25 protein-coding genes and 4 tRNA genes are annotated in these 22,857 nt (G+C 56.4%); 6 read left to right on the top strand and 23 right to left on the bottom strand.

Annotated features, from left to right (window positions below; genetic code table 11):
* Positions 1–32: 32 nt before the first annotated feature.
* Genes J3P97_RS09135 through J3P97_RS09115 form a run of 5 tightly spaced genes read right to left on the bottom strand, consistent with a single transcriptional unit; the run spans position 33 to position 4,193 of the window.
* Positions 33–305 (bottom strand): DUF2160 domain-containing protein, encoded by a 273-nt coding sequence (locus tag J3P97_RS09135; RefSeq protein WP_305495766.1) that lies wholly within the window; start codon positions 303–305, stop codon positions 33–35.
* A 10-nt stretch (positions 306–315) separates the two neighbouring features.
* Positions 316–1,116, bottom strand: coding sequence for a carbohydrate ABC transporter permease (locus J3P97_RS09130; RefSeq protein WP_305495769.1), 801 nt, complete (start codon positions 1,114–1,116; stop codon positions 316–318).
* A 10-nt stretch (positions 1,117–1,126) separates the two neighbouring features.
* Positions 1,127–1,993, bottom strand: coding sequence for a carbohydrate ABC transporter permease (locus J3P97_RS09125; RefSeq protein WP_305495771.1), 867 nt, complete (start codon positions 1,991–1,993; stop codon positions 1,127–1,129).
* Positions 1,990–3,099, bottom strand: coding sequence for an ABC transporter ATP-binding protein (locus J3P97_RS09120; protein WP_434569134.1), 1,110 nt, complete (start codon positions 3,097–3,099; stop codon positions 1,990–1,992). Before J3P97_RS09120 ends, J3P97_RS09125 begins: the two co-directional genes overlap by 4 nt.
* A complete protein-coding gene (locus J3P97_RS09115) occupies positions 3,099–4,193 on the bottom strand; it encodes an ABC transporter ATP-binding protein (protein WP_305495775.1) in 1,095 nt (364 codons plus the stop codon). Before J3P97_RS09115 ends, J3P97_RS09120 begins: the two co-directional genes overlap by 1 nt.
* A gap of 432 nt (positions 4,194–4,625) precedes the next feature.
* On the opposite strand from J3P97_RS09115, the gene J3P97_RS09110 reads away from it, so the two are divergent.
* On the top strand, positions 4,626–6,503 hold the full coding sequence (locus tag J3P97_RS09110) for a sigma-54-dependent Fis family transcriptional regulator (RefSeq protein WP_434673958.1): 1,878 nt from the start codon (positions 4,626–4,628) through the stop codon (positions 6,501–6,503).
* 493 nt (positions 6,504–6,996) lie between these two features.
* Here J3P97_RS09110 and J3P97_RS09105 read toward each other — a convergent pair whose 3' ends face one another.
* A complete protein-coding gene (locus tag J3P97_RS09105; RefSeq protein ID WP_434569136.1) occupies positions 6,997–7,530 on the bottom strand; it encodes an anti-virulence regulator CigR family protein in 534 nt (177 codons plus the stop codon).
* 354 nt (positions 7,531–7,884) lie between these two features.
* Here J3P97_RS09105 and J3P97_RS09100 point away from each other — a divergent pair, with 354 nt between their 5' ends.
* From J3P97_RS09100 to J3P97_RS09090, 3 genes are all read left to right on the top strand, one after another.
* Positions 7,885–8,082, top strand: coding sequence for a hypothetical protein (locus J3P97_RS09100; protein WP_434603512.1), 198 nt, complete (start codon positions 7,885–7,887; stop codon positions 8,080–8,082).
* Between the two features lie 290 nt (positions 8,083–8,372).
* Positions 8,373–8,801: a DUF2628 domain-containing protein gene (locus tag J3P97_RS09095; RefSeq protein ID WP_434603510.1), complete on the top strand. Its 429-nt coding sequence runs from the start codon at positions 8,373–8,375 to the stop codon at positions 8,799–8,801.
* 105 nt (positions 8,802–8,906) lie between these two features.
* Positions 8,907–9,083, top strand: a complete 177-nt coding sequence (locus tag J3P97_RS09090; protein WP_434569139.1) for a DUF3606 domain-containing protein — start codon at positions 8,907–8,909, stop codon at positions 9,081–9,083.
* 173 nt (positions 9,084–9,256) lie between these two features.
* Here J3P97_RS09090 and J3P97_RS09085 read toward each other — a convergent pair whose 3' ends face one another.
* Together J3P97_RS09085 and J3P97_RS09080 are read right to left on the bottom strand one after the other, a co-directional pair.
* Positions 9,257–10,093: a hypothetical protein gene (locus tag J3P97_RS09085; RefSeq protein ID WP_434569140.1), complete on the bottom strand. Its 837-nt coding sequence runs from the start codon at positions 10,091–10,093 to the stop codon at positions 9,257–9,259.
* A gap of 997 nt (positions 10,094–11,090) precedes the next feature.
* Entirely contained in the window at positions 11,091–12,095 is a 1,005-nt protein-coding gene (locus J3P97_RS09080) for an NAD(P)/FAD-dependent oxidoreductase (protein ID WP_434603508.1), read from the bottom strand.
* A 218-nt stretch (positions 12,096–12,313) separates the two neighbouring features.
* Here J3P97_RS09080 and pip point away from each other — a divergent pair, with 218 nt between their 5' ends.
* Positions 12,314–13,294 carry a prolyl aminopeptidase gene (gene pip, locus J3P97_RS09075; RefSeq protein ID WP_434673957.1) on the top strand — a complete coding sequence of 327 codons (981 nt, stop codon included), beginning with the start codon at positions 12,314–12,316 and terminating at the stop codon, positions 13,292–13,294.
* A gap of 45 nt (positions 13,295–13,339) precedes the next feature.
* Here the strand turns inward: pip and J3P97_RS09070 are convergent, their stop codons facing one another.
* The 12 genes from J3P97_RS09070 to J3P97_RS09015 all read right to left on the bottom strand — a co-directional run bounded on the left by J3P97_RS09070 (position 13,340) and on the right by J3P97_RS09015 (position 20,740).
* Entirely contained in the window at positions 13,340–13,543 is a 204-nt protein-coding gene (locus J3P97_RS09070) for a hypothetical protein (protein ID WP_434569141.1), read from the bottom strand.
* Positions 13,544–13,604: 61 nt separating this feature from the next.
* Entirely contained in the window at positions 13,605–13,835 is a 231-nt protein-coding gene (locus tag J3P97_RS09065) for a hypothetical protein (RefSeq protein ID WP_434603504.1), read from the bottom strand.
* Positions 13,836–14,266: 431 nt separating this feature from the next.
* Positions 14,267–15,013 (bottom strand): hypothetical protein, encoded by a 747-nt coding sequence (locus J3P97_RS09060; RefSeq protein WP_434603502.1) that lies wholly within the window; start codon positions 15,011–15,013, stop codon positions 14,267–14,269.
* 145 nt (positions 15,014–15,158) lie between these two features.
* Complete coding sequence (locus J3P97_RS09055; protein ID WP_434569144.1) at positions 15,159–15,686, bottom strand: DUF2867 domain-containing protein; 528 nt, start codon at positions 15,684–15,686, stop codon at positions 15,159–15,161.
* Between the two features lie 218 nt (positions 15,687–15,904).
* Positions 15,905–16,117 (bottom strand): hypothetical protein, encoded by a 213-nt coding sequence (locus J3P97_RS09050; RefSeq protein ID WP_305495793.1) that lies wholly within the window; start codon positions 16,115–16,117, stop codon positions 15,905–15,907.
* Positions 16,118–16,387: 270 nt separating this feature from the next.
* A complete protein-coding gene (locus tag J3P97_RS09045) occupies positions 16,388–17,005 on the bottom strand; it encodes a hypothetical protein (RefSeq protein WP_434673956.1) in 618 nt (205 codons plus the stop codon).
* Between the two features lie 132 nt (positions 17,006–17,137).
* Positions 17,138–17,662, bottom strand: a complete 525-nt coding sequence (locus J3P97_RS09040; protein ID WP_434569146.1) for a hypothetical protein — start codon at positions 17,660–17,662, stop codon at positions 17,138–17,140.
* A 188-nt stretch (positions 17,663–17,850) separates the two neighbouring features.
* Complete coding sequence (locus J3P97_RS09035) at positions 17,851–18,396, bottom strand: hypothetical protein (RefSeq protein WP_434569147.1); 546 nt, start codon at positions 18,394–18,396, stop codon at positions 17,851–17,853.
* 71 nt (positions 18,397–18,467) lie between these two features.
* A complete protein-coding gene (locus J3P97_RS09030; protein ID WP_434569148.1) occupies positions 18,468–19,109 on the bottom strand; it encodes a DUF998 domain-containing protein in 642 nt (213 codons plus the stop codon).
* Between the two features lie 305 nt (positions 19,110–19,414).
* Positions 19,415–19,558: a hypothetical protein gene (locus tag J3P97_RS09025; RefSeq protein ID WP_434673955.1), complete on the bottom strand. Its 144-nt coding sequence runs from the start codon at positions 19,556–19,558 to the stop codon at positions 19,415–19,417.
* A 547-nt stretch (positions 19,559–20,105) separates the two neighbouring features.
* Positions 20,106–20,408 carry a hypothetical protein gene (locus J3P97_RS09020; protein WP_434673954.1) on the bottom strand — a complete coding sequence of 101 codons (303 nt, stop codon included), beginning with the start codon at positions 20,406–20,408 and terminating at the stop codon, positions 20,106–20,108.
* A gap of 255 nt (positions 20,409–20,663) precedes the next feature.
* A tRNA-Val gene (locus J3P97_RS09015) sits at positions 20,664–20,740 on the bottom strand.
* Between the two features lie 183 nt (positions 20,741–20,923).
* On the opposite strand from J3P97_RS09015, the gene J3P97_RS09010 reads away from it, so the two are divergent.
* Entirely contained in the window at positions 20,924–22,207 is a 1,284-nt protein-coding gene (locus J3P97_RS09010; protein ID WP_434673953.1) for an NAD(P)/FAD-dependent oxidoreductase, read from the top strand.
* A 199-nt stretch (positions 22,208–22,406) separates the two neighbouring features.
* Here the strand turns inward: J3P97_RS09010 and J3P97_RS09005 are convergent.
* From J3P97_RS09005 to J3P97_RS08995, 3 genes are all read right to left on the bottom strand, one after another.
* A tRNA-Asp gene (locus J3P97_RS09005) sits at positions 22,407–22,483 on the bottom strand.
* A gap of 89 nt (positions 22,484–22,572) precedes the next feature.
* Positions 22,573–22,649 (bottom strand) — tRNA-Asp (locus J3P97_RS09000).
* A 58-nt stretch (positions 22,650–22,707) separates the two neighbouring features.
* Positions 22,708–22,783, bottom strand: a tRNA-Val gene (locus J3P97_RS08995).
* Positions 22,784–22,857: the final 74 nt, after the last annotated feature.

The following is a 22,857-nucleotide window of genomic DNA, read 5'->3' as shown; positions in this document are numbered from 1 at the left end:
GGTTTAAGAGCTTGATCGTCAAGTTGTCGCGATTAGCCCCACCGCATCACTGCCAACAGCCACACCAGAGACAACGCGAACGCTATCCAGATGCTCCAGTCGGTAACGCCGATCACCAGCAGGTGCAGGTAGGCGCTACCGAGAAGACCGATAAACAACCGATCGCCACGGGTCGTGGCAATCGGCAGGAAACCACGCCGAGGGATACTCGGCGAACGCAATTCCCATGTCGTCATGCCCGCCAGCAGCAAGGCAATGACCCCAAAAAACGTCGCCGTCGGGGCGGTCCAGTTCATCCATTCCATCATCGACTCCTCAGACCCGGCCCAGGGCAAAGCCCTTGGCCACGTGGTTGCGAACGAACCAGATCACCAGCATGCCCGGCAGGATGGTCAAGACCCCTGCCGCTGCCAGCACGCCCCAGTCAATACCGGACGCCGACACCGTGCGGGTCATGACCGCCGCGATCGGCTTGGCATTCACCGAGGTCAGTGTCCGGGCCAGCAACAGCTCGACCCAGGAGAACATGAAGCAGAAAAACGCCGTGACGCCGATGCCGGACCCGATCAACGGGATAAAGATCTTGGCGAAAAACTTGGGGAAACTGTAGCCGTCAATGTAGGCGGTCTCGTCAATTTCTTTCGGCACGCCGGACATGAAGCCTTCGAGGATCCACACCGCCAACGGCACGTTGAACAGACAGTGGGCCAAAGCCACGGCGATGTGGGTGTCGAACAGGCCGATGGACGAGTACAGCTGGAAGAACGGCAACAGGAACACCGCCGGTGGCGCCATGCGGTTGGTCAGCAACCAGAAGAACAGGTGCTTGTCGCCAAGAAAGCGGTAGCGCGAGAACGCATAGGCCGCCGGCAGCGCGACCGCCAGGGAAATCACCGTGTTCAGGCTCACGTAGTACAGCGAGTTGAGGTAACCGGTATACCAGCTCGGATCGGTGAAGATCACTTTGTAGTTCTGGAAGGTGAAATCCTGTGGCCACAGCGTCAGGCCGCCGAGGATTTCAGTGTTGCTCTTGAACGACATGTTCAGCAGCCAGTAGATGGGCACCAGCAGGAACAGGATGTAGATCAAAAGCGGTATCAGCTTTCTCTTGCTCATTGTGCGGGCCTCAACGGTTGGCGTCGGAGTGCGTCATGGCGGTATAGAACAGCCAGGACACCAACAGAATGATCAGGAAGTACACCAGGGAAAACGCCGCCGCGGGGCCCAGGTCGAATTGACCGATAGCCATCTGCGTCAGGGTCTGGCTGAGGAATGTCGTGGCGTTCCCCGGCCCGCCGCCGGTGAGGACGAACGGCTCGGTGTAGATCATGAAGCTGTCCATGAAGCGCAGCATCACCGCGATCAGCAGCACGCTCTTCATCTTCGGCAACTGGATGTGCCGGAACACCGCCCAGTTCGACGCCCGGTCGATTCGCGCCGCTTGATAATAGACGTCCGGAATCGCCCGCAGCCCCGAATAGCACAGCAGCGCCACCAGCGAAGTCCAGTGCCAGACGTCCATCACCAGCACCGTGACCCACGCGTCCATGGTGTTGGCCGCGTAGTTGTAGTTGATGCCCATGGCGTTGAGCGTCGAGCCCAGCAGGCCAATGTCGGCGCGCCCGAAAATCTGCCAGATGGTACCCACCACGTTCCACGGAATCAGCAACGGAATCGCCAGGATGATCAGCACCAGGGACGACCACTTGCCCTTGGTCGGCATGGTCAGGGCGATGGCGATGCCCAGCGGAATTTCAATCAGCAGGACACACGCCGAGTAGATGAACTGACGCAACAGCGAATCGTGCAGCCGTGGGTCGAGCAGCACCTGCCTGTACCAGTCGGCGCCGACGAAGTAGCGGCTGGACTGGTCGAAGATGTCCTGCACCGAATAGTTGACCACGGTCATCATCGGGATCACGGCACTGAAGGCCACCAGCAGGAACACCGGCAACACCAGCCACCAGGCCTTGTTGTTCTGCACCTTGTTCATGGCTGTACCTCGCCTGCGGATTCAAGCAGATATTCATCGGCATAGACCATCAGCCATTGACCCGGAAAACTGATATACGCGGTGCCTTCCGGCACAGGCTTGTCTTCGGCGAGGCGGACCTTCAGCGGTGCGCCATCAAGGTTGAGGGTCAGGATCTTGTAGGTGCCGAGGTCTTCGACGTGCACCACGTCAGCCCGCATCGCGTCGTCGTAAGGGCCGTCCCAGACATGCACGAATTCCGGGCGGATGCCGACCTTCAGGCTCTTGCCTTGCGCGTCGGCGACACGCCGCTGCAGGGTTTCGGACAGCGGCAAGTGGGTCGAGGCGAAACCGACGCCACCGGGCTGCGCCTGGACCTCGATCAGGTTCATGCCGGGGCTGCCGATGAAGTAGCCGACGAAGGTGTGGCTCGGACGCTCGAACAGTTCGCGCGGTGTGCCGAACTGCACGATCTGGCCGCCGTACATCACCGCGATCTTGTCGGCGAAGGTGGAGGCCTCCAACTGGTCGTGGGTGACGTAGACCATGGTGATGTTGAACTGCTCGTGGATCTGCTTGAGCTTGCGCCGCAGTTTCCATTTCAGGTGCGGATCGATCACCGTCAGCGGCTCGTCGAACAGGATCGCCGAGACATCGTCGCGCACCAGCCCACGGCCCATGGAGACTTTCTGTTTTTCATCGGCGGTGAGGTTGCGGGCCTTCTTGTCCAGAAGGCTCTGCAGGTCGAGAACCTCGGCGATTTCCTGCACCTTGGTGTGGATCCGCGCCTCGGCCATGCCCTGGTTGCGCAGCGGGAACGCCAGGTTGTCGAACACCGTCATGGTGTCGTAGACCACCGGAAACTGGAACACCTGGGCGATGTTGCGCCGCTCCGGGGACAGTTCGTTGACGACTTTGCTGTCGAACATCACCTGCCCTTCGGAAGGGCTGAGCAAGCCGGAAATGATGTTGAGCAAGGTCGACTTGCCGCAACCCGAAGGCCCGAGCAGCGCATAGGCGCCGCCCTGCTCCCAGATGTGGTTCATCTCGCGGATCGCGTAGTCCTCGGGGCCCGCCGGGGTGCTGGTGTAGCTGTGGGCGAGGTTCTGCAAACGAATTTCGGCCATCAGGCAACCCTCGCGATACGTTGCCCTGGGGCTTGGACGAGCTTGCCCTGGGCATCGAAGACAAACAGTTTGTGGGTCGGGATGTAGATGCGGATCGGCGCGTCGACGTCGTATTCGTGCACGCCGGGCAAATGCAGGACCAGCAGGAAGTGTTCGTTGCGCACGTGCAGGAAGGTCTCGGAACCGCTGATCTCGGCCACCTCGACGGTCACCGCCAGTTCCAGGTCGTCATCGTTGCTCGGCACCAGGGAGATATGGCTGGGACGCACGCCGAAACGGAACTCGCCCTCGCCCACCGGACGCAGGTCGACGTTCAGCGGAAAGTGCACGAAGTTGGCGAAGCTGACTTCATTGCCGGCAATGCGTCCCGGCATGAGATTGATCGGTGGTTCGGAAAACAGCTCGGCGGCCAGCACGGTTTGCGGTTGGTGATAAACGGACGACGACTTGCCGCTCTGGATCACCCGGCCCTCATGCAGGATCGTCGTGGTGCCACCCAGGGCCAACGCTTCGTTCGGCTCGGTGGTGGCGTAGACGGCGATGGTGTGACGAGCCTGGAACAGCTCGCGCATTTCCTGGCGCAGTTCTTCACGCAGCTTGTAGTCGAGGTTCACCAGCGGCTCGTCGAACAGGATCAGTTCGGCGTCCTTGACCAGCGCACGGGCCATGGCGGTCCGTTGCTGCTGACCACCGGACAGCTCCAGCGGATGACGCTTGAGGAATTTTTCGATCCGCAGCATCTTCGCGGTTTCCAGGACCTTGCCCTGGATAATTTCCTCGGAAATACCGGCCTGGCGCAGCGGCGAGGCGATATTTTCGAATACGGTCATGGTCGGGTAGTTGATGAACTGCTGGTACACCATCGACACATTGCGCAGCCGCACCGGCCGCTTGGTGACATCCACGCCGTTCATCAGGATGCGGCCGCTGTCGGGCTTGTCCAGACCGGCCATCAGGCGCATCAGGCTGGTCTTGCCGGACAGCGTGCGGCCCAGCAGAACGTTGAAGGATCCGGGTTCGAAACTCAGATTGGCATCGTCGATCCAGGTCTGGCCTTCGACGGTGCGACAGATGTGCTCAAGCTGTAATGACATGGCTCGGCCTTTTTATTATTTGGAGTCAAGCGACCTGAGTGCAAAAGCGAAAGCCGTGCCAGAAATCACAAGCTGTTGATTATGCTTGGCTTTCTTTTTTTGACGGTAAAACTGGCGTTCATTGCTGAACAGAAGTGAACAATCAGGAATGAACAATTGAACAGTGAGCCGGTTGACAATGAACAATTTTGAACAACACTGAATGAACGCTATCTGCCGGCCTGACGATAGTCCTTGTGGGAGCGAGCTTGCTCGCGATGGCGGTGGATCAGTTGCATTGATGTGACTGACACACCGCCATCGCGAGCAAGCTCGCTCCCACAGAATCTTCCACAGGATCCGTGTATGGATTGATATTCAGGCCTGCCCCAGCACAAGGACTCTGTGCGAGACTTGCCACAACAATAAAAACAGCACCTGCGAGAGTGCCCCATGGCCGCACCTGCTCCTGCCTTGTCCCACGAGGCCATCATTCAGGCTTCCTGGTCCCGTTGCCGCGCCTTTGGCCTCAATCACCAGAGCGTACCGGCGTTCGACCCATTGCCGGCCGAGGGCATCGCCCAGTTACTGGAAAGCCAGCATTCGCTGGTGCAGACCACCCACCAGGAAGTCCTGCCGTACTACGAGAACATCCTGAGCAATTCCAATTGCCTGATCATGCTGGCCGACAACCAGGGCCAGGTGCTGACCTCCTGGGGCACCCAGCGCTTCATCGAACCGAAGCTGGCCCATGGTTTCAGCCCCGGAGCGAGCTGGATGGAGCGCTGCACCGGCACCAACGCCATCGGCACCGCGCTGGCCTGTGAACAGGCGGTGCACATCGAACACGATGAACATTTCCTCAAGGCCAACCGCTTCATGACCGGCTCCGCCGCGCCGATCTTCGATGCCGAGCGCAAGGTCATCGCGGTGCTGGACGTCTCCAGCGACAGCTACCTGCCGCCGTCCCACACCCTGGGCATGGTCAAGATGATGAGCCAGACGGTGGAGAACCGGCTGATCCTTAATCTGTTTCGCGGTGAACACTTTCAACTCACGTTCAACACCGGACTGAACAACCTCGACAGCCAATGGGCCGGGCTGTTGATTTTCGATGAGAGCGGCCAGGTGCTCTCGGCCAACCGCCGCGCCGACAACCTGTTGGGCCTCAGCCTGTCACGGGTGAGCATCGAAAGCCTGTTCAAGGTCTCGCTGATGGAATTGCTCAACCAGCCCGACGGCCTGCCGTTCGCCTTGCAGGCGTCCGGGCGCAATCGGTTCCAGTGCCTGCTCAAGCGGCCGAAGCAGGTGTCGGTCAAGCCGCGCATCTTTGCCGAAACGACGCCCTCGCCAGCGCCCGCCCCTGCCAATACCACCATCAGCCTCAACACCCTGCACTTCGGTGACAGCAGGGTGGAAAAAGCTGTGCGCCAGGCCGAGCGCCTGTTGGAGAAAGACATTCCGCTGCTGATCCACGGCGAGACCGGCGTCGGCAAGGAAGTCTTCGTCAAGGCTTTGCACCAGGCCAGTTCGCGTTGCAAGCAGGCGTTTATCGCAGTCAACTGCGCGGCGATTCCCGCCGAGTTGGTCGAGTCGGAATTGTTCGGTTATGAAAAAGGTGCCTTCACCGGCGCCAACCAGAAGGGCAGCATCGGCCTGATCCGCAAGGCCGATCGCGGCACGTTGTTCCTTGATGAGATCGGCGACATGCCGCTACCGACCCAGGCCCGCTTGCTGCGGGTCTTGCAGGAACGCTGCGTGCAACCGGTGGGCAGCGCCGAGCTGTTCCCGGTGGACATCCGCATCATCTCAGCCACCAACCGCTCGCTGCGCGAACAGGTGCAACTGGGGCGATTTCGTGAAGACCTCTACTACCGCATCGGCGGTCTGACCCTCGAATTGCCGCCCCTGCGCGAACGCAGCGACAAGCAGGCGCTGTTCAACCGCCTCTGGGAACACCACCGCGAGCCGACCCAATGGGCCGGCCTGAGCCGCGAAGTCCTGGAGCTGTTCGAACGCCACCCCTGGCCGGGCAACCTGCGGCAAGTCAGCAGCGTGCTGCAAGTGGCCCTGGCAATGGCCGAAGAACAACCGATCCGCCCGGAACATCTGCCCGATGATTTTTTTGTCGACCTGGAAATGGAGCCGGTGGAAACACCGGAACCGCTGGCAGTAGACCTGAACGACGCCGAAGACCTGAACCGCCAGTTGCAGGCCGTCGGCGGCAACATTTCCCACCTGGCACGACGCCTCGGCGTCAGCCGCAATACCTTGTACAAACGCCTGCGGCAGTTGGAAAACGTCGGATCAGTCGGCATCAACGGTGACTGACACACCGCTTTCGCGAGCAAGCTCGCTCCCACAGGGGGCCTGGGGTGAATGTGAAACCTGAGAACAACGCAGAAAAAATGTGGGAGCGAGCCTGCTCGCGAAGGCGTCGGGACAGCCAACATCAACGTTGAATGACACTCCGCTTTCGCGAGCAGGCTCGCTCCCACCGGGGATCTGTAGTGGATGCGAAATCTGAGAACAACTCGGAAAATGTGGGAGCGAGCCTGCTCGCGAAGGCGTCGGGACAGCCAACATCAACGTTGAATGACACTCCGCTTTCGCGAGCAGGCTCGCTCCCACCGGGGATCTGTAGTGGATGCGAAATCTGAGAACAACTCGGAAAATGTGGGAGCGAGCCTGCTCGCGAAGGCGTCGGGACAGCCAACATCAACGTTGAATGACACTCCGCTTTCGCGAGCAGGCTCGCTCCCACAGAAGTTTCGCTTATCTGCCTGGTACTCCGAAGCGGTTGCCATTCCACTCAAGCAACAGGTCAGTCGAAGGCACCGTTGAGCACTTCGTAAATGATGCCGCTGGCGATCGCCACCAGAATCAGGTCGGTACCAACCTGCTGCCATTCGTAACCGTCATAGCGCGGCAGGTGTCCCAGCAAACGTCCGTCGAGCTTCTTGGCGATGCCGGGTGGCAGCGGCTTGCCCCGGGCGAGGTTCTTCTGGATACCCGGCGGCAATGCCGGGCCTGGGCTCCAGTAATCGCGATAACCGCCAATCACACCCAGAACACCGCCACGGTCGATGCTCGGCCCATTATGCCAATCGCTGCCGCCACCGCCCTGGTTGCCTTTGCCTCCCTGGTTGCCTTTATTGCCAGCATTGCCCTGGTTACCCTTATTGCCAGCATTACCCTGGCCGCCCTTGTTGCCCTGCCCGCCCTTGCCTCCTTGTCCCTGACCTTGATCGAATTGAGCGTTTCCCTTGCCATTGCCCGGGTCCGCGACAGCAAGGCCAGGGCCCGCCGCCAAGGCAAAACAGGTTACTGCAGCAATCAACGAGCGCGATTTGAACATGGCAGTACTCTCAGAAAGGGAATAGTCCCTGTAAAGATATAGAGACTAACGGTGATATTAGTTCCATATCACGCTGCGTGTCGGTTACCTGCACCCGGTGCCGCCCTGAACTAAGCAATCAGGCGGCAATTGACCCGGTTTTGTCGTATCAGTGACTTATTCCTGAGGCATGGTTGGAACGCTGCCGCCCCGACAGGCGCCGAAACTTGCCACTGGTCGCCTGTGACAAGTCGTGCACATGACACGGGCCCGTCTGGCTCAAGGTTTGCAGCGGACCTTGTACGCAGCGCAGGACGACGTCTTTCTGTCGCGGCAGCAAATTCTAAACGCTTGGTCAGCCACCGGAGATGTACCGTGTCAACTCTCAATGAAATCGCAGCGAACCACGCGAGAATGGCAAAATTAAAGGAAGAAGAGTCGATGCGGTTGAGCGCGCTTCAAAGCCAGATAGTTGGCAGTCTTGAGTTGCCAGTGACGCACACGGAACAGCAGATGCCGCTGCACTTTCTGACAATCGTCCCAGACCACGCTTTTGCAGATGCCATGCTCTGAGTGCGTCCTGAATGTTGGATGAAACCCGTCGCCCGTTTGATTGAGCGGGCGATTCGGGATGACCTGCCTTTGCAGTTTCCAGCGCCGTCGTGAACTTCCCGCCTGCCCTCGCAAGACCAGCGTGATGCCCATCACAGATCAGAAAGCCATTTAAGCAACTGTTGCGGTTTTTTTGCGCGCGAACGCTTATAAAGCGGGCAGCAAAAGCGCATTAGCCAAAAGACCAGGAAAAACAGCGCAGGATTCTCGGAAGAACGATCTCTTTGATGGAACACCAGGAGCAGCGAAAAATGAGCACGACTGAACAAATACAAAGCAGCGGAAAATACAGCGCCAAATGGCAGGAACGTTTCGACTTCTTTGATACCTATGGCGCGCCAAACGACCCGCGCTACAAGGAAGCCGTCAAGAGCCTGCCGGACTTCAAAAAGAAAATCCTGATCAACGCCAACGTGATCGCGTTTTTCTTCGGTCCTATCTACCTGTTTGTCTTGGGCCTGTGGAAGAAGAACCTGGCGCTGCTCGGAATCTTCCTGGCGATCAACATCGTATTGAGCGTGATTTTCGCCATCATCGGCATGGAATTTCCGCGGCCGTTGAGCATGGGTCTGAACATCGCCATGTCGATGATGTATGCGCTCATGACCAACTATGCGTACTACCTGAAGGAAATCAAGGGCGAGCAAGGCTGGAATCCGCTCAAAGGCATGCGTCTCTGATTACCGGCTCAGCCGCAGCGCCCTATAAAAATGACGCAAACAGCCCCGCCTGATGGTCCATTGAGTGTCGCCTGGCGTTACCAGGCCTTTCATAGGAACTCGACAATGGCTGACGACTTGAGCAATCGCGGGCCCCAGGACCGGAACCGCATCAACACTTCCGAAGACTGGGAATTGAGATACTGGGCGAAAGAATTCGGCGTGACCGAAGAGCAGCTCAAGGCAGCGGTCAAGGCTGTTGGGCCGGTGGCCGATGATGTTCGCAGGCAATTGAAGAAGTAACGAATAAGCCCTGCATTGCTGCGGGGCTTATTCATTCAGGTGGACCTCCATCCGACGGCTTAGACGCTGACCGGATCAATCCTGCCCAGTCTGAGCGTCTTAGAAAGCAATTCGTCCTGGCGGCTACCTGGGCCAATGATTGCGCTTCGTCTCCGGGAGCCTTAGACGTGAGCTTATTTGTCGGCCTTGCGGAAAAGTGTGGTCTCGAAGCGATGGGTTCCTCTGATGAAGTATATTTGCTTTAGCGTACCGTCCTCATTGATAGCAATCACATGCGGTATCCTGGATTTATGATACGGGTGATCATAAAGGTCTGGCTTATTGCTGTAGGCGAACGCGGTGAAGTGGAGGCCGTCAGCTTCCCAACTGACGCCGTTGAACAGGTAGACCCAATTTTCGCTGTCTGAGTTATAGAGATAAGCTTCACCGCCTTTGTCCCTGCGGATCTCAAATTGAATATCTCCTCGCTCGCTTGCCCACCGACCGATGTATCGGTTCAGGTCGGCGTGCGAGGGCAAAGTAGGCGCTGGAGCAAAATCAGCCTCTTGGTACGGCGACTTTTTGGCTTCTGCTTCCCGGTCAATGACATACGAATCGCACAATGGCGCGATCTTTTGCACCTTTCGATAGCTAAAGATCAGAGGATTGCCGGACAACACCATACCCAGGCGCATGGTATTCGGCGTCAACGAAATAACCTCAAGGTCGAAGGTATCGTTTGGCGACTCGATATGGATCGACTTACCGTCATCGGCCAAGGTGTACTTGGATACCTCGACCTCCCCTCTGGCGTTGGGCTCATTGCAGTTAAACGAATGCAATGCCACTGTTCCATCCGGCAAGTAGTTTGCCACGTTGGCAATACCGTTGCGTAGAGGGCTCATCGCCCAAGTTCCTAAAAGAGCCGTATGATCGGCCTTTGCCGATGCACCCACCGCAGAATCTGCTACTTGCACTGCATGAGCGCCCAAAGATAGGGCTGCGAAAAACAAGGGGTAAAGCTTTTTCACTGAAAATCTTCCATGGTGGCGCCAAAATCGAAACACACGCTCATTTGCGCGAACTGTTTGCCTGCACAGCGAGGCCATTCGATGTCAGGTTTCCACTATGTCGGTAGAGCCAGCGACATCTTTAGTTCGCAGCAAGACCTGGAAAAACGCTCAGGCTCTACGATCAGCTCGTTAGAAAAAATGAATTACCCGTCAAGGCGCTCGGTCAACAATTATGAACGCAGTAATCTGACGAGGTAACAGCGATGACTATCGAAGCAGAGACACTCGTACAACTGACCGAAGCACTTCAGAAGCGTGGGATGGTGCTGGTATCCGACGTGGCATTTATCCGAGCGCCTTACAGGGAGGATCATCATTGGATTTGCATGGTGGAATAATCGGTAAGTTGTGCTGGCGGCGCTGAGAACGTTTGCGCCGCCAGTCTCCGTCTAACGGTATATAAATCCGCACTTAGGCAGTGCGCAACTCCCGAGGCCGATCATGAGGACCCCGGTGGAATACCATCTTTGTTGAAGTCCTTCAGACGCTCACGCTCCTGCTCGGTGGAGTGGGCGGGCGTGTCGTCCTTGGGTTGTTCGTTTTTCTTCTCGTCGGTCATGGGTTTGCCCTCTCGTTGATAACAGGTTGGGCACACCAGGGCGCTGGCAGTTCAATCAATACGTGGTTCTACGGTCAGTCGTCCCGCACGTTCCCCAGCCTCAACTCTCGCAGGCCGCTGTTCCCCATGAATCGAATCACGACACCCTCCCCCCGCGTCAAGGCAAGCACATGGTCGATCAACTCACCTTGACTGTCAGCCTGCAGGATCGGTTTGTAGCCATGGGATTTATAAAGTGTCCAACGGTCGTTTTCGAACTCTATCCTGTACACATCCACTGCCAGGCGCTCCGATTGTGTTGTCGGTAGATACGCCAAGGTGCGTCGGTGTTCCGGTTGGCTGTCGAGTGGAACCGACGAGATTCCCAGCGACCAAGTAGCGCCGCCTGGTGCAAGCTCAAGCCGAATCGAAAGGCATCTTCTTGTCACGCGCTCGATCCCATAAACGCACTTCCAGGCTGTTATGCACCGCCGTCGCACATATGGCCGCCTGGCCAGTAGCGACACTGATCTGCTTGAGCGAATTGACCACGTCTCCAACCGCATACAGACCTTCTACGCAGGTGCGCTGGTGCTCGTCGACGACCAGCGCACCTTGCTCGTCGGTTTCGGCACCGAGTTGCACCGCGAGTTCGGAGCACATTTGCGAACCCAGACACGGATACACAATGTCGAAGCAGAGGCTTTCGCCCTTGCACGTTTCAACCTGGACTTGATCGCTGCCAGCCTCTATATGCTCGACACGATCGGCTACCAAGCAAATACCGGCATGCCTCGCTACCGCAACGGCTTCTTCGCAAGCCTGGCTATCTCCATGAATCAATACCGTTACCCGGTCAGTGAAGTTTCGCAAAAACAATCCATGATTGATCGCACAGCTCGCCTCGCCATAAACCGCGACGTTATCGCCGTTGACTTCGTAACCATCACAGATCGCGCAAAGTCGGATCACCGATTGCGCAACCGCATCGTAAGGCCGCTCCATGTGTGGCAGCGTGTCGACGATTCCGGTCGCCAGCACCACGCGACGCGCAACCAGTTCACGGCCGTTGAGTTGCGCAACAAAACCTGCACGGTGCTTGAGCAGGCGCTTGACCCTCCCTGATTCGATGATCGCGCCGTAACGCAACGCCTGCTCTCGCAGCCGGGCGAGCAAGTCCGTGCCGGAAATGCCCGGTGGAAAACCCGGATAGTTATGGGAACGTGGAATGAGACTCGCACGGCTGCGCCCACCGTCGGCGACCAGGACCTGCCGGTGGAAACGACTCAGGTAAACGGCAGCGGTCAATCCAGCGGGGCCGGCGCCGACGATCAGACAATCAAGATCAACGTCCCCACCTTCAGTGGAAGCTGATTCTGGCCGAGCGAACAGCTCTTCATATTCATCAGGCTCCAGTGGCATCGCCGGTTCCTCGTGCTTGCGGTGTTCTTAGCAATGACCGCGAACTGAGCGACAACGATTGCCTGGCCCGACAAACGGCCGTTTATTCCGGTTTATCAATAACTTATGCGCCTTCCGTTTGTCCTGTGCGCCGATGCCGCGTGTGAACTTGCGGCAGGCGGCTCTTTCCGAACTGAAAGAGACCCTGCTGAAACAACACATACATCAGGAGCCGCCCCATGGATGCCCCCCGCCAGATTACCTACAGCCAATTTCCCCCTATCGAGCAGCCTCGGCGCAGTGGCATGCTGCCCGTCGACGATCTGCATACGCTTTATTGGGAAGAAAGCGGCAACCCCGGCGGCGTACCGGTGATTTACCTCCACGGCGGACCCGGCGAAGGCGCTCCGCCGACCAAACGACAGTTCTGGGATCCCGATCATTACCGCATCGTACTGTTCGATCAGCGCGGCGCCCTTCGCTCGACACCCTTGGCGGAACTGCGCGACAACACTACCCAAGCGCTGGTCAACGACATCGAGGCGTTAAGGGAGCATCTCGGAATCGATCGTTGGCTGATCACCGGTGGCTCGTGGGGCACCACCCTGGCGTTGGCCTACGGCGAGACGCATCCGCAACGCTGCCTCGGCTTCATCCTGCGAGGGGTATTCCTGGGCACAGCCGACGAGATCGACTGGTTCATCCACGGCATGCGGCGCTTCTTTCCCCGCGCTCATGAAGACTTCGTGAATTTCATTCCCGAAGCCGAACGCCACGACCTCTTGAAAGCCTATCTGGACCGCATGACCGGCGCCGACGAGCACCTACGCGTGGAAGCCATCCGCTGCTGGGTGCGCTACTCCGCCAGTTGTTCGCTGTTGCGGCATGACCCTGACGGCGTCGAAGAACAAGCGTCAGACGATCAGACCAGCACTGGCATGGGATGCCTGGATGCCTGGTACTTCAAGAACCAGCTATTCTTGGAGGAAGATCAGCTCATCCGAGACATCGCGGCGATTACCCATCTGCCGTGCAGCATCATCCAGGGCGGGCACGACATGATTGCTACGCCAAACTCGGCCTTTCGCCTGCATAAAGCGTGGCCAGGCTCGGTGCTGACCGTGATCAATGATGCCGGGCATTCACCTTCGGAAACCGGGATTGTCAGTGCTTTGATCGAGGCGACGGAGCAGTTCAAGGTGGGTGGGAAATTCGGTTAGGAGCAACGCACAACAAACCAGAAGGCCCAGCACCAACGCCGGGCTTCAGTGAAGCACTCTGCGACTCTCCCCGATCCTTATGCGATCAAGCGCACGGTTTAACGCATCCAGCGCCTTTAACAGCGCCTCGGCTTCAGCTTCCCGGCCATCACCCCACAGGCGCTCAGCCATTTTGTTGAGCGCCAGAATTGATCGCTCGATTTCGGCAGCACTCGCTGTCGTTTTGTCATCCGGCTGTTTCTTTGGCATTGCCTTGGCGCTTTTTAAAGTTGATCGGGGTCTTGCGATGAATCGCCAGGCAGCGCCACGCTCAAGTCCAAATGGCCGTCTCGGTATTGATCTCCGCGACAGACGTAGCGTTGAACTGCCGCTGGCGGTGCAGATCATCGCGCATTTTCGGGTAATTGAATTTCCTGCCCCCCAGCTCTTTCAGAACAAGGCCTGAAATTTTGTAGGTGCCGCAGTCAGCGCAGTTGACGAGTTCACCACCTTGATCCTCTTCGGACTGTTGTGCTTCCAGCCCGCATAGATAACATTTCATACCTGATCTCCTGTTAGCCAATGCTTAGAAGATCATCTGGTAAAGGGTGAAGTTTCAATGGCTTGATCGCCTGCAACCATGACTGCAGGATCCCGAACAACCCAATCTGCTTGCGGGGGCGCCTATGGACAGGTAACAGCCTCGTTAGACTGCCGCTTGGTCCACAAAGTACGACCGTTGATTGCGCTCTTGAACCATGCCTCGGTAACCGCATAGCATTTGCCCTCCCAAGTCTCGACAAACGTCCTTGGATAACCCTCAGGCTCATTTCCACCCAGACGCATCCAGTTTGGATCTGGCGAGGTGACTGTCCTATAAGGCATGCAGGCTGCCAGTACTACCAGCAAGAATGCCAAGACTAGCGTTTTCATATGCATCCCAGTGAATTGGAAGGCGTGTGTTGCACACCGCGCTCTTGAGATTGACCGCGGCTAGAAACGCGGGGTATAGACGGATGGGATGTTTTCCCAACGTGAGCTACGACGAGAAGCTTCTGCGAGTGACGCAGTACAACCCACGTTGATCGGCGGAAAGCGGAAAGCCAGGGACAGACCGTAATAGGAGTTCACCTGTAACCGGACCGTCGCGTAATTGTTGTATGGCCGCGTTTTCCTGGTCCTTGCATCTGTTGCCCATAAAATCATTGGCGCGAGTGATGATGAGGAGACAGCGACAGACCTCGATTTGAAGACATGATCGTTTTCCAACTCACTGCGACGCCAACCTGGTGATCCTCGCTCCCTGCGGGCTCGGCTCGTGAAGAAGGCACGGAAACGCCTGAAAGGATTTGAATCGGACATGGCCATCTCTATCCGTTCCTGCGCCATCTCGTTCTTCGCCTGGGCGATTTGCCTTGCCAGGTTTATCGCGGTGTTTTTGAACTCCCGGTGAAGCGCCTGCTCCTCGGTCTCGTTTCCAAGTGGCTTAACCTTCATCTCGGAAAATGTGAACAGCGTTCTGTCGCTGAGCACGTAAAACGTGCCGCGAATTTTTTGTATAGTGCCCTGAAAGGTAAAGTCCATCGAACAGAACGCATGTTCGTCCACGTTTATGTAGTAGAGCGGCTCACCCTGCAGGTTTCGAACGGTTCCGTCCTGGTGAATCCTGCCCAAAGGCGCCCCATCGTTGCCGTTGCCTTTGAAGACCAGGTAGCGGCCGTTCATGTAGTTGTACGGCATTAACGGTTCCAGTTTGCCCATTCTCTGCACACACCCATGCTCCTTTCCCGCAACGCTATCAGGTCAGGAGCACCGATGCTCATTATCTTCTGACGGCTGCTTGCCTGGCTGCAGAAGTGTCCGCTGGAAAATACAGCTCCAGGTCTCAGGCGCAGGTAGCCAGAGGCCAACCGACGCGTGCTGCACGGAGCAGGCTGGCCCTGACAACCAAACGATGAAACGGGGCGATAACGAAGATATAGGCCCGGCCAAGACGGTTGTGGCACTGGACCACGGTTGAAAACACCAGTTGGCGACTGCCTTCTCGCTCCGCCTCTTCAGAACACAGGATCGATATCCGAAAGTCGAGGTGCTTGTCATCCTCTCCCAACACGATTTCAGTCTGGTTTGTACTGTAGACCTTGAAGACGCCAACCCGATTGGCAAGCGATGCCAGATGTCTGGCTGTCTTCAGGCCAAAACAGGCAACGATAGTGTCCCGGATTGTCAGGAGCCATCCGATCCAGGAGGGCTGGTGTGAAAGAATGAATCGAGCTAGCAAATCCGGATCGCTGGATGTGCCCGCAGGGAGCCGAATCGCAAAAGCGTCCGCCAGGTTCATCGGGTTGTAAAGATGGGTAATGCCTGACGTTGAGGGGACTGGCACGGACTTAATGAGCTTAAATTCTCGCATTGGGGATCCCTCCTTAGTTTCCAGCCACGAATTGGACGACCTGCCGTGTCGATAAAGGCGAGATAGAGCTCTAGCTGCCCACTGGCAGACCATAGAGCAACGTCGCACTGAGCTTGTTAACGTTCGCTGGTGTTCGCAGCATATCAGTCAGCTGCGCACCATACGCAGTCTGTATGGCGCGAAATGTCGAGCGAAATAACCGGTGAGGAACCTGACTCTTAGGGTAGAGGCGGATCCGACACGAAACCCGTCGGAATATTGAGAAAGGAATGCCAGGCATCTACAGCGTCATGATGCCGCTGGGCAGCGTCCTCCCAAAAAGGACCGGATACCTCTTTCGCAGAGACCAGCATCATCATCTTTATCGTCGCGGCGTCCAGCTCTTTGAGAAGCTCATGGGATGTAGCCCTGAATTCTTCGAACGACGTCATTGCATCTGCCTCGGGCGGTGTTCACCGCCATTGAGAAATAGATATTCCTCGATGAATGGAGTCCCGCGAGCGGCAGTAATTCCGAACGGCCGGACCGCCGGTAAATTCATTTCGAAGCGATGTTCAAAACCCGCGGACTTGGCTTGCGAAGAAGACCAGGAAACACGATGGTTACTACCTAGCTAAGAACATCTCACGGTGCACTCACCTGTGAAGAGGACGAACTGCCTGGTGGGATTGCGATATCCCTTCTGGTGTGATGCCTCATGTTTAGCATTTGAAAAGTACATTGCACCGGCTGCACCAGCCTTCAGCTGCGCTCCGGCTCATCGGAAAACGGAAGAGAGGATGACCTGTATCGGAAACCGTCAAAACCAGTGAGAAGTTTATGAACCTACGCCGAATTTCGTCGGCTGGAACGCTGATGCCTGCCCCATCGACTATTTGAAGAACGCCGCCCGATACCCTGCTGTCAATCCGTTGCCATTCGAACTGCCAGCCTGTTACCCAGGTGAAGTTTCGAATTTGATAGTCGCCAGTGATGCTTTGGCATTGAGCGAGTTTCCTGTTGGACAGGTCAAAGACAAAAAACAGGGAGTTTGGATAGCCGAGCATCCGAGCACCGTCCAGGCTCAGACCTTCTTTTCGGTTGATGGACGTCACAAGTGCTTTTGCTCGTCGCTTACGCCATATCAAATACCCTATGGCGAGACAAAAAATAGAAAAAGAAGCCCCGAAGAGCTGACGTCCCTCGACTGTAAGCTTATCGGGCGAAAACCGTATAATGCCCCACACGAGTCCTATCGTTACAAGCCCCGATAACCAAGCGGCGGGAATCGCTATTTTGTTAGCGAGGCTAACTCCAAGCGTCCTCAAACAGCTGTCCATGACTGTATCCAATATCACTTAAAGAAGAACTCGCAGGTTATCACTCACAGAGCGCCAATTTATAGGGCCTGGCCCGCAATGCGTGGGTACGTGCCTCAACAGGGCTTCGTTTGCTTGGTTGCGGTGGGAACCTCACCGTTGGCCGGCTAATTTCTTCAGTCTTCCAGAGCCATCATCCACGTATGCAAATAAGCCCAGAAACGCGGCGAGCTCGCTGGCGAGCTGTTTCTGTTGGCTGACTTTTTTTCCGACGACACGGCGAGCAATTAACAAACGCCCGTTTTCATACTCGACATAAATACTGTAGGACTTGCTAAAAACAGCCAGGTGGCCGTCGGGTTTGAGCACTATTCGAAGCGGTGTGCGTTTCGTTAGTTGATACCGTCCGAGAAAAGCCACCCCAGACGACTGCATGGCCAGCGGAGCGCGCTCGCTGATATCTCTGCCCAGTTGATATACCCACCACATCACAACCAGGCTTGCGAGGATGATGCCCGGCCACTCCCTCCCAGGTAACGACAGGCCGGTCGATAAGCTGATACAAAAGATCGCCGTGATCGCCCAAGGTGTCTGGCGAAGCAGCGGGACAAAAAATAAACGACCGATGCCGATCTTCGGCCGGATGATGAAAACTTCGTTGGAGCCAAGTGGTGTCATCCGTAATCCCCTGTCGCAGACTGAAGGAAAAGATAGGGGAAAAGGGGGGGAAAAAGGGAAAAGGGGACCAGATTTATTTTCCAGCCAACTGCCAGTTCCAAGCGAATCCATTCGATAAGAACTCTCAAACGCACGGAGCAAAAATAAATCCGTCCCTTTTTTCTTTTTTTCTTGCTTCGAAGGCCGCACTACTTGGCTTTTGCGCTCTTGATGTCGCTTATGATTTTCTGGGAAATAGCCTCAACCTGCTCCTTGGTCATCGCCGACATGACGCCTTCCCAGGCAGACGACGATGTGTCGTACGTTCGGGTGCCGATCAGCCGGCCAGATTTCAAGTCCGTATAATCTGCGCTGGAATTGACCCACGCATTCCCCACCATGACACCGGCGCCGTAGCGTGCACCCGGAGTGAGGTAACGGAAATTGCTCACATTGATCTTGATACCGACACCGTCTTCGCCTTCAGGATTTGATGCCTGACCTTCCGCAAGGCTATAGCCGGCACGAGTCGCTTCGACTTGCAGGGCATCGCGCCATTCTTGTTTCAAGCGAGGCCAGTCCTCGTTCTGTTGAACCTTGCTGTTTCCCTGGAAGTTCACCACCAGGTTTTGCTTGGCTGACTCCTGGATGACCAGCGTTTCTGTCCCGCCGCTTTTGACAGAAGCAGCGCATCCGCTCAACATCAAAAGAGCAACAGCACAGGACAGTGCAATCGAAAGCTTGGAGTTGTTCATTGATTTCCCTATCCAAAAATCGGTGAGATGGAGGTAAGTATCCGCCGGGGCGGATAGGTTATGGCCGTCCCTTAACGGACGCTTGCCGGGGTCACTTCAGCACGAAGAGCGATCCATGCCAAGGCGGCGATCCACAAGACGCATACGCCATAATTAAGCCGTTGATACAGACCAAATCCATGCCCTTCGGCGAATGCCTTGGACATCATCGCTAATGTCACGACAGCCAGGATTACGCAAAGCATCGAGAACCTTCCGAATCCAGGTGACGACAGTAACCGTTTACCGAGAAAACCCCACAACACAATGGCCAGCGCCAGGGAGACGAACATGATCAACCCCGCCAGGTTATGAGCCTGCTGAGAGGTTGAAGGAAGTACCGGAGCACATCCCTGATCACAAGAAAAATAGCCTGCAGCGAAGCTCGCCAGGCCGTGGAGCACTATCAAAACGGCGCTGAACAGGGCGAGGCGCGATCCCCCGAAGTTGCGTATCAAACCTATCGCGAACAGTACGAACAGCACGCCCAGCGGAAAGTTATTCACCCAGGCGGAATAACCGTGCGTGGGAGCCCCTACCGCGCCCAACACACTCATCGCCTGGTCTAGATGGCTATAACCCGGATAGCCCAGCGACGTCAGCGCCACACCCGCGAACAACCAAAGAGGAATCAACAGCCCCATTCCCAGCAGTATCCGGTCAATGGTTTTCAAATACGACACTCCCTTTTTATGGCAATAGACCGCTCCGTTTCCTACGAAGCGCCTTCATGCTAGCGGGCGTCTGGCATGGGGGGTATCTATTTTTGCAAGCTAGCGGGTAGATGCGTCACCCTGTGGCCCCTTCGAACCATGGACGGTCATGCTTGCCGAACACTTTTTCGCCTATTACGAAAATGTTGTACATCGCTGCGCTAGGAATCTTATCGCTCATCCAGCCTTCGTCTTCCTTGAAAAAGGGAACAGATTTATTTTCTAGCCGGCTACCAGTTCCAAGTGAATCCATTCGATGAGAACTCTCAGAACACCGGAGCAAAAAATAAATCCGTCCCCTTTTCTTGTTCCAGTACCGCCCGGCCAGGTAGCTGAGCCTGGGCCGAGGTCAGGAGGATCCATCGCAACTCCATCAGGAAAAGTTGGCCGCTGCAGGCCTGATCAAACAAGTCAGCTCCAGCAGCGCTCCCAGCTCGGGGCAAAAGGTGTGGTGGAACCGAAAAAAAAACCGGAAAATGCCGAGGCTCATGAATATGTTGAGATGTCTTCAAGCTGAGGCCACGACCCCCGCAGTGAGCAAAACAACTCCCAAATACCAACCCCAGAGGAACACCTTCGCTTGTGAATCTTTCTTCGCATAGACATACACGTAAAAGGGTATGACTAAGCAGAGCATGGCCTGGGGTAACGAATTTTTGATGGCAACGCAGAAAATGACCAGCTGCATAGCAACCATTAAGCCGAGCCCCGACAGGAGCAAGTACATGACCATCCGATTACATCCATTTGAAAATGAGTGGTGAGTGTATCGGCGGCCCAATCAGAAACTAAAAGTCTGATAAGAGGGAAAAGGAAGGAAAAGGGAACAGATTTATTTTCTAGCGGCTGCCAGCTCCAAGTGAATCCATTCGATGAGAACTCAGAACACCGGAGCAAAAAAAATCCGTCCCTTTTCTTCTTCTATAGAAGAAGTGGTTTCTTAAGAAAGGGCGGATCTCATCTCTTGTCGTGATCCCCGTAGGCATACCCCATCTTCTTGGTCATCTCCTGGCTCTGCCTGTGGTAGATGTCACTCAGCGTCCACCTCAGCCTCTCGTTCTCAGCCTTCAACGTCCCAATCTCCTTTAGTGCACTCCGGTACGCGACGATCAGCCCTGCAAGCTCCCTGTGGGCTGCTCTGAGGTTACGGCGTGTCAGCTCCAGGTCTGAACAGAGTATGTCCACTTGATGCTTAAGCATCTCCTCACGGCTAGGTAGCCCAAGCTCAAAACCAGTGTCATCGATCAGATCGTCATGCATTGCCATCACACCAAATACTGTACAAATGAACAGTATCGGTACAACGAAAGACACTCAAGACAAGGAGGATGAACGGTGGTTCGGCGGGAATGAACGGGAGAAATCGCCTTTACAAAAGCTCGCTAATCCAGCGTTCACATTGCCGATGTGAACGAACGCGATATTTTGTGAACGTTCTGCCTGAATCCGAAGCAACAAAAAAGGGCCCACCTTTCGGTGAGCCCTTCTAGACCGCCCAGCAGAGCGGATTTTGTTTGGTAGGCGCGATTGGACTCGAACCAACGACCCCCACCATGTCAAGGTGGTGCTCTAACCAACTGAGCTACGTGCCTGCTGTGAGGCGGCATTCTACGGAATTCCAAAAGGGTGTCAACACCTTTTTTTCACCTAACCCTATGAATATGCAAAATATTTAATTGCGCCAACGCGACGAAGATTTTGCGCCGGCTGGCGGCGGATTTTTATCTCGGGTAGGATCGGCGCATTCGTAAAAAATATAAAACAGAGGTTCCAGAATGGCGAACACATCCTACCCAGCGTCCTATTACGCCGCATCGGCGAATCCGGCGCCGTCGCGCCCTGCCCTGCAGGATGACGTCGAAACCGATGTCTGCGTGATCGGTGCGGGCTATACGGGGTTGTCTTCTGCGCTGTTTCTACTGGAACACGGCTTCAAGGTGACCATCGTCGAGGCGGCCAGGGTCGGCTTTGGCGCCTCGGGTCGTAACGGCGGGCAGATCGTCAACAGCTATAGCCGCGACATTGATGTGATCGAACGCAGTGTCGGCCCTCAGCAGGCGCAGTTACTGGGCAACATGGCGTTCGAGGGTGGCCGGATCATTCGTGAGCGGGTGGCGAAGTATCAGATCCAGTGTGATTTGAAGGACGGCGGTGTGTTCGCCGCTCTCACCGCCAAGCAGATGGGCCATCTGGAGTCCCAGAAGCGTTTATGGGAGCGTTTCGGGCATACCCAGCTGGAACTGCTGGATCAGCGGCGTATCCGCGAGGTGGTGGCTTGCGACGAGTATGTCGGCGGGATGCTGGACATGAGCGGCGGGCATATTCATCCGCTCAACCTGGCCTTGGGCGAAGCGGCGGCGGTCGAGTCGCTGGGCGGGGTGATTTATGAACAGTCGCCGGCGGTGCGCATCGAGCGCGGCGCCAGTCCGGTTGTGCATACCCCGCAGGGCAAGGTCAGGGCCAAGTTCATTATCGTGGCGGGTAATGCTTACCTGGGTAATCTGGTGCCTGAGCTGGCGGCCAAGTCCATGCCTTGCGGTACGCAGGTGATTGCCACCGAGCCGTTGGGCGATGAGTTGGCTCAACGTCTGCTGCCCCATGATTATTGCGTCGAAGACTGCAACTACTTGCTCGATTACTACCGGCTGACAGGCGACAAGCGTCTGATCTTCGGTGGCGGCGTGGTGTACGGCGCGCGGGATCCGGCGAATATCGAAGCGATCATCCGGCCAAAGATGCTCAAGGCGTTTCCGCAGCTCAAGGATGTGAAGATCGATTACGCCTGGACCGGAAATTTCCTGCTGACACTGTCGCGTCTTCCGCAGGTCGGGCGCCTGGGGGATAACATTTATTATTCCCAGGGCTGCAGTGGCCATGGCGTGACGTATACGCATCTGGCGGGCAAGGTCCTGGCCGAGGCACTGCGGGGTCAGGCGGAGCGTTTTGATGCGTTTGCGGACCTGCCTCACTATCCGTTCCCGGGCGGGCAGTTGTTGCGTACGCCGTTTGCGGCGATGGGGGCCTGGTATTACGGGTTGCGGGATCGGTTGGGGTTCTGAGGCGAGTTCGACATTTCACCGAAGGGCTGCTTTGCAGCCCAGCGGGAGCAAGCTCCCTCGCCACAGGGGCTTGTTCCAATCTTAAAATCCCAGAAACAAAAAACCCCGGTCTTTCTACCAGGGTCTTTGCTATCGATTGGAAGAAGCTTTTCAGCTTTCTTCTTAGCTTCAAGGCGTTCAGTGGGCCTCGAAGCAGATATGGCGCAGCGGACGGGACTCGAACCCGCGACCCCCGGCGTGACAGGCCGGTATTCTAACCGACTGAACTACCGCTGCGTATCGCTGTGGACTTGCGTCCAGTTAACTCGTCTGATCAAAACCCTAAGGTTTGGATCTCGAACCAGGCGAACCTGCTTCGGAAAATATGGCGCAGCGGACGGGACTCGAACCCGCGACCCCCGGCGTGACAGGCCGGTATTCTAACCGACTGAACTACCGCTGCGCGTCGGTGGAGGCTTTTGACAGCTTCCATCTTGCTTTCGCAAGACTCTCAAGAAACATGGTGGGTGATGACGGGATCGAACCGCCGACATTCTGCTTGTAAGGCAGACGCTCTCCCGGCTGAGCTAATCACCCTTTGCTGCGTTGAGGCCGCGAAATTTACGCAGGTACCGATGCTAAGTCAATAGCAGCGTTGAAGTTTTTTTAAA

It is taken from the genome of Pseudomonas sp. R1-15 (genome assembly GCF_051132085.1).
In the GTDB taxonomy this organism is placed as follows: domain Bacteria; phylum Pseudomonadota; class Gammaproteobacteria; order Pseudomonadales; family Pseudomonadaceae; genus Aquipseudomonas.
The sequence above is the reverse complement of the archived record's forward strand: the minus strand, read 5'-3'. Positions and strand labels throughout refer to the sequence as shown.

Coding starts and splice junctions, on each gene's coding strand:
- J3P97_RS09125 (WP_305495771.1), bottom strand. CDS start 1,993: ATGAACAAGGTGCAGAACAACAAGGCCTGGTGGCTGGTGTTGCCGGTG.
- J3P97_RS09130 (WP_305495769.1), bottom strand. CDS start 1,116: ATGAGCAAGAGAAAGCTGATACCGCTTTTGATCTACATCCTGTTCCTG.
- pip (WP_434673957.1), top strand. CDS start 12,314: ATGGATGCCCCCCGCCAGATTACCTACAGCCAATTTCCCCCTATCGAG.
- J3P97_RS09105 (WP_434569136.1), bottom strand. CDS start 7,530: ATGTTCAAATCGCGCTCGTTGATTGCTGCAGTAACCTGTTTTGCCTTG.
- J3P97_RS09090 (WP_434569139.1), top strand. CDS start 8,907: ATGGCTGACGACTTGAGCAATCGCGGGCCCCAGGACCGGAACCGCATC.
- J3P97_RS09120 (WP_434569134.1), bottom strand. CDS start 3,099: ATGGCCGAAATTCGTTTGCAGAACCTCGCCCACAGCTACACCAGCACC.
- J3P97_RS09050 (WP_305495793.1), bottom strand. CDS start 16,117: ATGACGTCGTTCGAAGAATTCAGGGCTACATCCCATGAGCTTCTCAAA.
- J3P97_RS09055 (WP_434569144.1), bottom strand. CDS start 15,686: ATGCGAGAATTTAAGCTCATTAAGTCCGTGCCAGTCCCCTCAACGTCA.
- J3P97_RS09070 (WP_434569141.1), bottom strand. CDS start 13,543: ATGCCAAAGAAACAGCCGGATGACAAAACGACAGCGAGTGCTGCCGAA.
- J3P97_RS09020 (WP_434673954.1), bottom strand. CDS start 20,408: ATGCATGACGATCTGATCGATGACACTGGTTTTGAGCTTGGGCTACCT.
- J3P97_RS09110 (WP_434673958.1), top strand. CDS start 4,626: ATGGCCGCACCTGCTCCTGCCTTGTCCCACGAGGCCATCATTCAGGCT.
- J3P97_RS09080 (WP_434603508.1), bottom strand. CDS start 12,095: ATGCCACTGGAGCCTGATGAATATGAAGAGCTGTTCGCTCGGCCAGAA.
- J3P97_RS09040 (WP_434569146.1), bottom strand. CDS start 17,662: ATGACACCACTTGGCTCCAACGAAGTTTTCATCATCCGGCCGAAGATC.
- J3P97_RS09035 (WP_434569147.1), bottom strand. CDS start 18,396: ATGAACAACTCCAAGCTTTCGATTGCACTGTCCTGTGCTGTTGCTCTT.
- J3P97_RS09060 (WP_434603502.1), bottom strand. CDS start 15,013: ATGCCGTACAACTACATGAACGGCCGCTACCTGGTCTTCAAAGGCAAC.
- J3P97_RS09045 (WP_434673956.1), bottom strand. CDS start 17,005: ATGGACAGCTGTTTGAGGACGCTTGGAGTTAGCCTCGCTAACAAAATA.
- J3P97_RS09115 (WP_305495775.1), bottom strand. CDS start 4,193: ATGTCATTACAGCTTGAGCACATCTGTCGCACCGTCGAAGGCCAGACC.
- J3P97_RS09095 (WP_434603510.1), top strand. CDS start 8,373: ATGAGCACGACTGAACAAATACAAAGCAGCGGAAAATACAGCGCCAAA.
- J3P97_RS09010 (WP_434673953.1), top strand. CDS start 20,924: ATGGCGAACACATCCTACCCAGCGTCCTATTACGCCGCATCGGCGAAT.
- J3P97_RS09065 (WP_434603504.1), bottom strand. CDS start 13,835: ATGAAATGTTATCTATGCGGGCTGGAAGCACAACAGTCCGAAGAGGAT.
- J3P97_RS09135 (WP_305495766.1), bottom strand. CDS start 305: ATGGAATGGATGAACTGGACCGCCCCGACGGCGACGTTTTTTGGGGTC.